Below are 236 nucleotides of genomic sequence, written 5' to 3' on the forward strand. Positions count from 1 at the left end.
CGTCAACGCGGCGCGCACGGGGACAGGGGCAGAGCCCGTGGCGCAGCTCACCGAGGGGGCCGGGCTGATTGGTGATGGCAATGGCCGTGGCCGGGTGACCTTTGGCGGCGGTGTGGTGCTGGAGGCCGATGATGTCCTTGGCGATCTGGCCCCCCAGACCGAACGTCTGCGCGCCCCGCTGGAACGGCTGCGGGGCATGGTGGGGGAGCTGCGCACGGCGGTCGCTGCGGATCGGG

General features: G+C 72.9%; 1 protein-coding gene. It reads left to right on the forward strand.

Features of this window, described 5'->3' with window-relative positions; translation table 11 throughout:
• Positions 1 to 37 precede the first annotated feature (37 nt).
• Positions 38 to 236: hypothetical protein (locus R0J92_RS26610; RefSeq protein ID WP_411053890.1), on the forward strand; the 199-nt coding region annotated here is incomplete at its 3' end.

Origin of the sequence: Tritonibacter sp. SIMBA_163, from assembly GCF_046535935.1 — a bacterium.
GTDB classification, from domain to species: Bacteria; Pseudomonadota; Alphaproteobacteria; order Rhodobacterales; family Rhodobacteraceae; genus Epibacterium; species Epibacterium scottomollicae.